This window comes from Psychrobacter sp. P11G5 (assembly GCF_001593305.1).
GTDB lineage: Bacteria > Pseudomonadota > Gammaproteobacteria > Pseudomonadales > Moraxellaceae > Psychrobacter.
In genome coordinates, this window is record NZ_CP012537.1 from 1 (window position 1) to 9,152 (window position 9,152).

Sequence of the window (9,152 nt, forward strand, 5' to 3'; positions counted from 1 at the left end):
TTGTTTTTTAAGCTTATCCACAACCAAAAAGCTTTTAATGCTTTTAAATGCTTTTAAATGCTTTTAAATGCCTTGAAGTCTATATGTATCAAGGGGTTGAAGAGAGTGATGACGACATCTATCGGGTATGATGACGACATCTATCGGGTATGATGACGACATCTATCGGGTATGATGACGACATCTATCGGGTATGATGACGACATCTATAAACTTGACTAGATGACGACATGTAAGTATATTGTCGTCATCTAGTCAAGTTTATAGGAGAAGTTTACGAATGGAATCCAGTCAAGGTAGCAGTATGAATAATCTAGTGGTCAAATCCAACCGATTGAACACAGCTATACAAAATCTGTCATTAGTTGAAATTAGATTAATACAGCTAGCCGTTATTGATAGCAGGGAAACTCAGACAGGATTGACAGCCGATGATCCTTTGCGCATATCAGCTAAGCGTTATGCGGAGTGCTTTGATGTCGATGTCGATACAGCTTACGATGTGCTTCTATCAGCAGAAGCAACACTTTTTGAACGCAGGTTCTCATTTATAAATGAGCGGGATAATCAAGTTAAAACGCGTTGGGTGAGTCAGGTTGAATATATAAAAGGTGAAGGATCAATTGAAATAATCCTCACCCCAGCAGTGGTTAAAGAGATAACACGTATTGATGGTTTACAAACGTTTTTTACTAAATATCTGTTAGGACAAACAGCAACGCTCAATAGTGTATATTCAGTTCGACTTTATGAGCTTTTAATCCAATGGCGTAAAGCGAAGAAAACCCCATTATTTGATTTGGAAACGTTTAGAGGTCAGTTAGGGTTAGGGGTCGATGATTACAAGCGTATGAGCGATTTTAAGCGCCGCGTATTAGATACTGCTGTTGCTGAGATCAATGACAAAACAGACTTGAAAATAAGTTATGAGCAAGAAAAGAACAAAAGTACGATCATAGGCTTTAAATTTAAAATAATTACTAAGAGCAAACCTAAGCAGCCACAAGAAAAAACCGTAAGTCGTGACGCTCATACAGCAGATATGTTCACGATTGATGGCCTGACTGACAAGCAATTGTGGCGTATCAGTCGGCATAAAGAGTTTATAAGTACGTATAGCCGTCTCGCTAAAGGTGACGCTGGGAAGAACTGGTCAGCATACAGCGACTTTATAGTCGGTGAGATTAAGAAAGACGCTTCTAAATTCAGCAAAAAACGTCCTATACGCGAGTATTTAGATGGGAACGAAGGAGACTACGATTTCTCAAGATAGCGAGAGAAACTGACCACCTAGAACAGTCTGTTATAAGCGGTTCTCTTATAGTGGTCTGTTTTAGGTAGTCTGTTAATAGGTTTTTGTGGTTTTTACGTCGGTTCCGCTAGGGTATATTGAACCGCCCCGAGTATATCGGAGGGTGATTTAGATGGAAATGAAACAGATTACGACTTCTCAAGATGGTGATCAGTTAGTCGATAGCCTTTTTACTTCTTAAATATGATATAGAATAGGTAAATAATCTTTTTAACTAAGAGAAATATTGTCTTGTATAAACATCTAATTGTAGTTGCTACCACACTTTTTCTGTTTGCATGCTCAAGCGACAATACAGTGGAAGATGATTTAAACAGTAATTCTACTGAGTCCAGCGTAGCAATACCCGCTGAGTCAATAATGGTAACTGAGCCGAAAACAACAGCTGAAGAGATTCTAAGCAAAAATCAAATACAGGAGTTAAAACAGAAGGCTCCTACATTAGCTTCCGCTATTGCTCTCTATAACAACAAAATGCCAGTAAACTCACTACCAAACGATGGTGATATTTCCGAGTTGCTTAGTTATTTGATCATTTGGGATGGAGTAGTTGGTATGACTTGGGATGGTCTGAATAGCATCCCTGAAACTAGCTATGAAATGATAAAGAAAGATATTTTTTCTGAAACGGGTAAACGCTTTTGTTTTACGGGAACAATACATGAGATTAAAGTTGATCGTACTGTAAACCCTCCAATAACCAATGCATTTATGTATGCTGCATATCGTGGCTATGTAAACGTAATAGCAGTACGGTCTTCTGGTGATATTTTGCCTAGCTCACAGGTAGATTTCTGTGGTGTAGTAACTGGAGATACTGCTGGATATACAACGTTCGCAGGAGGAGACTCTGCTCCGTACCTAATTGGTATGTTTGACTTACCAGAAAATAAAGAAAAGTAATGATACTATTTTTTAGACCCTAAATCGTCTAGAGAATATTGCTATATATGAACGGGAGTTTCCTAAAAACTGTATAGCTGCTGTTCACCCAACTTTCATACTTACACATAATGTGAGCTAATCTATATAGAAGCTATCACCTGCATCATCCCAAGGAAATGTCATCTGTGCAGTGTAGAGAAATTTCTCTCTATTGGAGACTAACTTTTCGGCTTCTTCGCTCATAGAATAATTATAATTTATTATGTGTAGCTCAGGTTTTACCAACTCAAGTGCTGAATTGACACCCTCTTCTGAATAGGTTTTTATTAGCTTCTCTTTATCTGGATACTTGATTTTAACATTATATATTTGGGAGACGTATCCACACTTCATCATCCAATTCATTCTGATGTGTTGCCACAAATTTAATTTCGAAGAGTTTACCTTCGAGTCAATACAATAATGTTCACCCTCATTCTTTGCAAAAAAATCTAGTCTTCCTGGATGACCGATCCAATACTTACGACTTTCCTTTTGTTGCAGCGCAGTCATATATGAATCGTTTTTTTCGGCATTAGGCTTAGAGTAATAATAGTTTTGAATAAAGGATGAGCACATCAAGTAGTCTAAGATAAACTGGTTTCGTGGAGAAAAGTCCTCTAAATAAGACATTATCTCAAGTTTTGATAACTTAGTCGCACAGTAGTATCTGAACTTATCGTCACCTGTGTCGTGCCAATCTAGAGCTGAAATTGCATTATAGTTTTTCTTATAAAACTCATCTTTCAAACATGGACGTTTGCTAGGATCGAATCGTACGCACTTTGAACTATTTCTACAGCGCTCCGTTAAAGACCTAATGGCTCCGATGTTGTAGTCGAAATTTTCATTTAAATCTTTACGAAGCAAATGTAACGTTAAATAGTCAATTCCATCAGCTCTAACATAGGAGTCACTGTGAGTTGATAAGTGCTCTTGAACGAAATTTTCACCCATATCACCTAGTACTTTCTGAATAGTAGGAAGTTTCTTAGGTTTACTATTTTTCATACCAAATCACTGTATTAATACTTTGACGTTAATAGTTTAAATAACTAACCACTTCATACTTAGATATTATTCCATACTCTATGTCACTATCATTTAGCTAACTTGCAGCAATATTCACATAGAATACTCTCGTTATCACTTATGGGCACTGTTTTACTGCTGTTTCGACAGCTTTTACATACGTTGGAAAATCTTTTTCTTCCATAGACTTTGTGCTCCAATTACTGCCTATAGAAGCTGTTAGGATAGGATCCATAACATCAAATTGGCAACTACATGAGTTCTTATCCTCAGCATCTGCGCAATAGTTATCCTTCTCCTGAGAGTAAGTTTCAGGACTTAGAGCTTCGTATGTAGGTGCTGCACTAGCCTCGTATGCTGTTGACTCGTCTGAGCAAGCTGCAATAGATATCCCTAAAATAATAATTAATAATAGCTTGGTTTTCATAGATAATCTACTTTAAAGGAGGTAAAGACTATAGCTCGTCAGGGATTTTTTAGCAACAAATGTTAGTTTGTTGTGTTTGACAAGATACTAGTGTTTTAGAAGTGTGATTCGAAGAAAAAGTATTAGTTAACCCTCAATTTAAAATAATAGGAGCTAGAATGTATTGTTACATTGACGAAAGCGGTCAAACAGGTTTGAACCTGTTTGATATCACGCAACCAACACTTTACTACGGTGCTTTAAGCTCTTTATCTGACTTAGATATAGTAGCTGAAGATGCTGTAAAAAAACTACGTGCCATTCTGAACGTTAATAGAATTCATGCTTCCGATTTAGGAAATAGCGAATTGGTAAAAATAGCACCAACACTAAGGCAGTTAGCGATTGATTTTGATTGGGTATTTGACTTTCATATGGTACAAAAGCCAGATCATGCGATTATCCAGTTTTTTGATCAAACTTTTGATCAAGGTACGAACCCTGCTATGTCTTGGACGGGATACTGGACACCTTTACGCTATGCTCTATTAATACAGGTAGCTATATTATTTGATGATAGTATGACTAAAGAAGCTTGGGAAGCACGTATAACAACTAATGATCAAGACGCTGAAAGTAAGTTGATCAATGTTTGCTCGTCCATTTTAGGTAAAGTAAATAAAGTTCCTGATGCAAGAGCTAGAGAGCTTATAACTGATTCAATGAATTGGGTTATAAAGAATCCTTCAGAAGTTGGTTATAACATATCCTCCAAAGCAGAATTACATCAAATATCACCTAATCTTGTAGGTTTCCAGTCGGTACTTCATAAAATTGCTACAAGGTCGAGAGCAAATGATACTCAGGTTTCAAATATCATTGTCGATCAGCAGCAACAATTTAACAAAGCTCAAGAATGGATTCATGATTTGTATAGGAGGCTTAACAACCAAGTATTCTCTCTAGGTGCAGTGGGAATGCCTACAATGAACTTTGAGAAATTTCCAGCAGTTCCGATTGTTTGTACTCCTGGAGATAAAAGTGCTGGTCTAGAACTAGTCGATGTCTATTTATGGATTATGAAAAGAATTGTTGAAAATAAAACTATTGCTCCTGAATTAGAGGTCTTGTGTCAGGATCAAACAGAAAAGGGAGGAACTATAGATGTTATAAGTCTACATTCAATTAATGATCGCTGGTTAGAGTATTTTGCGAATTTGCCAGTTCCTCCAGATAGTTTTAACCCTGAAGAAGTAAAAGCAAACAGTGATTTTTTTCAAAAAGATGAAGATCGTAGAAAGTCACATATAGAGCCTGACAACTAGACTCTAAAACTTACTATCTCGATTACTTTTAAAGCTCGCTTCTAAGGTTTATTTTTTAGCAGCGAGACGACATTCTGATTTAAGCTTAACCATTGGGCTGTATCCTTACACCTATAGCCTATTACCTTAATAATCGTCTTGTAATCTTCATCGAGTTTCCTACTAAATATCGGTTCATGATGTGCTATACGATTTCTTAACCTACGAATTTTTTCTAAATCCTTATATATCTCACCTCTCAAAGTTTTTATTCCAGCACTATTATCTGTATTAGGAAAAGTACTTCTAAAGTGAGGCAACCATAATTGGTTATCATGACGACTAGTAAGCATTTTTTGCCAGAATACAAAGCTCAGTTCAGGTATCACTTTGTTCACATCGGATGACTTTTCTCTCGCAGACTCTAAATTTCTTCTTGGATTGTCGCCCTTCCTAGGATTAGGTAAAGTGTTCACAAAGCCATTATCCCAAGGCCATTGGTTACCGTGTAGTTTAAACAATACCTCTGAAACAGCATTTCTAATAGTAACCTCACAAATATGCAAACAAGGAAAGAATGCGCCTGATGTGTTTGCGTTCCACAGATATAATTCTAAGGCGTCTTGAAGGTTAGAAGTTTCTTTTTCATAAGTAGATAGTCTTGGTGAGGATAAAATCCCTTTTACCCTTTCACTGTTAACAGTTGAATTCATACTTAGAAAGCCTTATAATAAAATTGTGAGCTAGGGGTATCGTAGGTTAACACCTCCCCTCTAGACAGATGCGAAAACCCTGCCTTTGTGCAGGGTTTTCTTTTTTGATTTTATCAAATATTTCCTTATTGACTATCTTGTAAGCTCTTAAGGCGCTTATCAATCTCTAAAATCTTTTTTTCTTGTTCAGCGAACGGGGATACTGGGGTGTTCTCTAAAAAATTCTTCATATCATATTTTACTCTTGTAGATCTGAAGTCATTTAAAGCAGCTGACAAAGACAATCTAATCATACTCAGTTCATCTTCATTTATTTCTAAAGTAAATTTTTTCATACTAACTCCTATTATCAGTCTTGTTATTCAAAAGCGTCTCTTGACCTCTCAACTTTTCTATAACCTCAGCCATTAACTCCTTATCGCCTTTCCTTGTCAAGAAAGCTTCTAAGTTATCAACCGTATAAGATTTTAGGCCGTTGAGCTTACCACCCTCTAACATATCAATCAAAAATGCACCCATCAGGATTTTTTGACGTATTATCTTTTTATCTAACTTCTGCTTCTCTCTGTTTATTTTAAGTTCAAGCTCATTTATTCTTTGTTGCTCTTTTAAATCGTCACCACCTAATAAGCTCATAATTTCCCTTAAAATATTGAACCATAATCTTATTTAACTATAGCAATATTAATAATCCTTAACAATATATTATGATATATTTAATTGACGGATGATTGAGTCCCACTGACTAAGTGCGAGTTTTCGACTTTACAAATGTTTATCCCTATCGGTCACACATTTATAAAATCAAAACATCGGCAGGGGCACGCCCCCACACCCCCAGCACTACAAAAAGATGTAGTGCTAAAAACCAAAACCCCGAGCTTATAGAAATGGCTATTTTTATCGCATCGACTAAATCAATATCACGAAACAGTGGGCAAAGTGCCGTTGCTAGTGCGAGCTATCGCGCTGGTGTTGAGCTTGAAGATAAGCGATATGGTAAGACCCACGACTACTCAAAAAAGCATGGCGTGATGAGTGCCGATATCATTTTACCGACAGCATTGGCTTCTGCTTATACTGATATTTCACGCAGCGATTTATGGAATAAGGCAGAGGCTGCCGAGAAGCGTAAAGATGCGCGTGTGGCTCGCGAATGGCTGGTCAATCTGCCCTATGAACTTGACGAGAATGACCGTAAAGATATTGCACACAAGTTTGCTCAGACGCTTGCGGATCGTTACGGCACGATTGCCGATTGCGCCATTCATCAGCCTACTCAAAAAGAGATTGATCGAGGGGCAGACCCTCGCAACTTCCACGCCCATATCATGTTTACCACGCGTACCGCTGAGCTTAACGATAATAACGAGATCGTACTGACCGATAAGGCAACCATTGAGCTATCCGATAATAAGCGGCGCTCACTTGGATTAGAGCGCGTCAATGTTGAAATCAAAGAAATACGGCAACTGTGGGAGCAGATCGCTAATGAGAAACTGGCCGAATATGACCATGAGCTGATTGATTCGCGCAGCTATGCCGATCAAGGCAAAGACATTGAGCCGCAGCTTAAAATGGGTTCGGTGGCGACAAAACTAGAGCGTGACAAATACGAGAGTGAGCGAGAAAAAGCAGAACAAGCAAACAAGAAAGGTGAGGTTTACGAGATAGACGAAACACCGGCCACAATCAGAGGTGAGATTAACCTGATGATCAATGAGCGCAACCATCTAGTACGGACACGCGAACTTGCCGATCTGCGCGAAAAACAGTTATTTATCGTCCCAGCTGCCCCCACACCGAAGTATAAACCCAGTCAGGACAGTAATGATGAGCTGGAGCAAGCTGAATCAGTAGTTGAGCGCGTCAAACAGGTGCGTATTCAGCGCCAGATTGCTAAGGAAGCGGCTGAGGCGCTTGAAAAACGGCGTATTGCTCAGCAGCAGCGCGACATGGCCGACCAAAAGGAGCGTGAGCGCCTATTAGCGCAAGAAGAAGCGCGTCAAGCAAAGCTTGAGCAGCAACGCGCCAAAAGAGCAGACGAAGAAGCCGGCTTTAAGGCGCAACACGACCATATCTCGCATCAAGAGCTATCGAGTCAGCACAGGCTTCTAAAAATCATCGACCAAAAAAGCGACTTTGGCCAACACCTAAACACCCTCCTGCATCTTGATCAGCAAATGAGCGCATGGCAGCGCTACCGCAGTGAGCCGAGTACCACTGACCACCAAAAACAGCTTGCAGGCCGTGAACAACATGAAATTGGCAGCCACATTATCAGCCACAGCCAGCAGCTGCTTGATCACATCAAGTCTATAAGCGACCTATCGACAAGAAAAGCACACACCAAAACCTTAGAGCGCGTCTTTGATGACATCAAAGATCGACAACAAAGCGCCCTCAGCCCCGAACACCAGCGCCAAATGCGAACGGTATCCGCTGAAATCACTGGTTATCGCCGTGATATCAACCGCAGCCGAGGCATGAGTCCTGGCTTTTAAGCTCACAAGCAATACTAAACGACACTGACGGTCGCATAGAATCACCTCAGAGGCTTCTCAGGCATCCCACAGCGCCATTTTGATGCTAGGGTACCCATAAGCATATAAACCACCCTAAAAACGCCTACAGCGCCATTTAGAGGCCAAATAGCATCATAACTAGCGACTAGGAACGATCCATGCCAGAAAAAGACCTCTCTATCCGACTAGAAGACCTATTGCTTGCACTTGAGACCTACACCAAAAAAATAGATAAGCAGCTGATTGACAGCTCAAACTTACATCATGCGCACTACAAACAAGCGCAAGAGATTGCTAATTGGGCAAAGGCACTGACTTCACTGTTAAAAACCTATCAAAACAAAGAAACCTTACTGCAAACTGAATTTGTTGAAGCCATTAACAAAGAGATCGCTAGAGTCTTAAAGGTCAATGAAGACAACTACCATAAGCGTATTGATGAAGGCTTCACTAAGCACATCACTGATGCGAGTGATACGTTCTTAAAAACAACAAAGCTGCTTAATAAAGACTTAGTGAAGATACAGACCTCTGTTACCAGTGTTGCTAGTAACCTTGACGATACTAAAGACAAGATAGCTGAGCTAAATGTAGATGCCTCCAAGCAGATGCTGGATAACGTTAAGCGAGAGTTTGGCCGTCAATTAATACTAACTTTGGTCGTTATGGTTGTTGTGGTATTAGCATTAGCCTCTGGAGCAGCTTGGCTGTTTATTCCTAGCAAAAGCGAGATAGCAAAACGTCAAGATGATTATCAATATCTGGAAAAGGCTGGTGTGGCTCATAACATTGTCAAAATAAGTGGACAAGATGGTCACTATGCGAGGATTGATCCCAAAGACTGTTTTGAAGATGAGAAGAGTTCGTTCTATAGCCAATCAAAGCTATGCAAATTTAAGTAACTTACTTCCTAAATTAACCATTAAAAATAGCCCT

10 protein-coding genes are annotated in these 9,152 nt (G+C 39.2%); 5 read left to right on the forward strand and 5 right to left on the reverse strand.

Annotated elements, in window-relative coordinates; translation table 11 throughout:
* Window positions 1-304: 304 nt before the first annotated feature.
* Window positions 305-1,273 carry a replication initiation protein RepM gene (gene repM, locus AK825_RS14375; protein WP_082787305.1) on the forward strand — a complete coding sequence of 323 codons (969 nt, stop codon included), beginning with the start codon at window positions 305-307 and terminating at the stop codon, window positions 1,271-1,273.
* Window positions 1,274-1,609: 336 nt separating this feature from the next.
* Window positions 1,610-2,215, forward strand: a complete 606-nt coding sequence (locus AK825_RS14380) for a hypothetical protein (protein WP_149038807.1) — start codon at window positions 1,610-1,612, stop codon at window positions 2,213-2,215.
* A gap of 117 nt (window positions 2,216-2,332) precedes the next feature.
* On the opposite strand, the gene AK825_RS14385 is transcribed toward AK825_RS14380, so the two are convergent.
* Both AK825_RS14385 and AK825_RS14390 read right to left on the reverse strand, forming a co-directional pair.
* The gene (locus AK825_RS14385) at window positions 2,333-3,247 is read right to left on the reverse strand and encodes a hypothetical protein (protein WP_068039689.1); all 915 of its coding nucleotides are present in this window, start codon (window positions 3,245-3,247) and stop codon (window positions 2,333-2,335) included.
* 139 nt (window positions 3,248-3,386) lie between these two features.
* Entirely contained in the window at window positions 3,387-3,695 is a 309-nt protein-coding gene (locus AK825_RS14390; RefSeq protein WP_068039692.1) for a hypothetical protein, read from the reverse strand.
* A 158-nt stretch (window positions 3,696-3,853) separates the two neighbouring features.
* On the opposite strand from AK825_RS14390, the gene AK825_RS14395 reads away from it, so the two are divergent.
* On the forward strand, window positions 3,854-4,999 hold the full coding sequence (locus AK825_RS14395; protein WP_068039694.1) for a DUF3800 domain-containing protein: 1,146 nt from the start codon (window positions 3,854-3,856) through the stop codon (window positions 4,997-4,999).
* A 41-nt stretch (window positions 5,000-5,040) separates the two neighbouring features.
* Here the strand turns inward: AK825_RS14395 and AK825_RS14400 are convergent, their stop codons facing one another.
* The 3 genes from AK825_RS14400 to AK825_RS14410 all read right to left on the reverse strand — a co-directional run bounded on the left by AK825_RS14400 (window position 5,041) and on the right by AK825_RS14410 (window position 6,327).
* Window positions 5,041-5,691 (reverse strand): Abi family protein, encoded by a 651-nt coding sequence (locus tag AK825_RS14400; RefSeq protein ID WP_082787304.1) that lies wholly within the window; start codon window positions 5,689-5,691, stop codon window positions 5,041-5,043.
* Between the two features lie 125 nt (window positions 5,692-5,816).
* Window positions 5,817-6,026, reverse strand: coding sequence for a hypothetical protein (locus tag AK825_RS14405; RefSeq protein WP_068039697.1), 210 nt, complete (start codon window positions 6,024-6,026; stop codon window positions 5,817-5,819).
* Between the two features lies 1 nt (window position 6,027).
* Window positions 6,028-6,327, reverse strand: a complete 300-nt coding sequence (locus AK825_RS14410; protein WP_068039700.1) for a mobilization protein MobS — start codon at window positions 6,325-6,327, stop codon at window positions 6,028-6,030.
* Between the two features lie 254 nt (window positions 6,328-6,581).
* Here AK825_RS14410 and AK825_RS14415 point away from each other — a divergent pair, with 254 nt between their 5' ends.
* Window positions 6,582-8,195, forward strand: a complete 1,614-nt coding sequence (locus tag AK825_RS14415; protein ID WP_068039703.1) for a MobA/MobL family protein — start codon at window positions 6,582-6,584, stop codon at window positions 8,193-8,195.
* A gap of 179 nt (window positions 8,196-8,374) precedes the next feature.
* Complete coding sequence (locus AK825_RS14420; protein ID WP_068039705.1) at window positions 8,375-9,118, forward strand: hypothetical protein; 744 nt, start codon at window positions 8,375-8,377, stop codon at window positions 9,116-9,118.
* Window positions 9,119-9,152 lie beyond the last annotated feature (34 nt).

What these genes read in the sequence shown, in the direction of transcription:
- repM (WP_082787305.1), top strand. Translation starts at nt 305, where the DNA reads ATGAATAATCTAGTGGTCAAATCCAACCGATTGAACACAGCTATACAA.
- AK825_RS14385 (WP_068039689.1), bottom strand. Translation starts at nt 3,247, where the DNA reads ATGAAAAATAGTAAACCTAAGAAACTTCCTACTATTCAGAAAGTACTA.
- AK825_RS14390 (WP_068039692.1), bottom strand. Translation starts at nt 3,695, where the DNA reads ATGAAAACCAAGCTATTATTAATTATTATTTTAGGGATATCTATTGCA.
- AK825_RS14395 (WP_068039694.1), top strand. Translation starts at nt 3,854, where the DNA reads ATGTATTGTTACATTGACGAAAGCGGTCAAACAGGTTTGAACCTGTTT.
- AK825_RS14400 (WP_082787304.1), bottom strand. Translation starts at nt 5,691, where the DNA reads ATGAATTCAACTGTTAACAGTGAAAGGGTAAAAGGGATTTTATCCTCA.
- AK825_RS14405 (WP_068039697.1), bottom strand. Translation starts at nt 6,026, where the DNA reads ATGAAAAAATTTACTTTAGAAATAAATGAAGATGAACTGAGTATGATT.
- AK825_RS14410 (WP_068039700.1), bottom strand. Translation starts at nt 6,327, where the DNA reads ATGAGCTTATTAGGTGGTGACGATTTAAAAGAGCAACAAAGAATAAAT.
- AK825_RS14415 (WP_068039703.1), top strand. Translation starts at nt 6,582, where the DNA reads ATGGCTATTTTTATCGCATCGACTAAATCAATATCACGAAACAGTGGG.
- AK825_RS14420 (WP_068039705.1), top strand. Translation starts at nt 8,375, where the DNA reads ATGCCAGAAAAAGACCTCTCTATCCGACTAGAAGACCTATTGCTTGCA.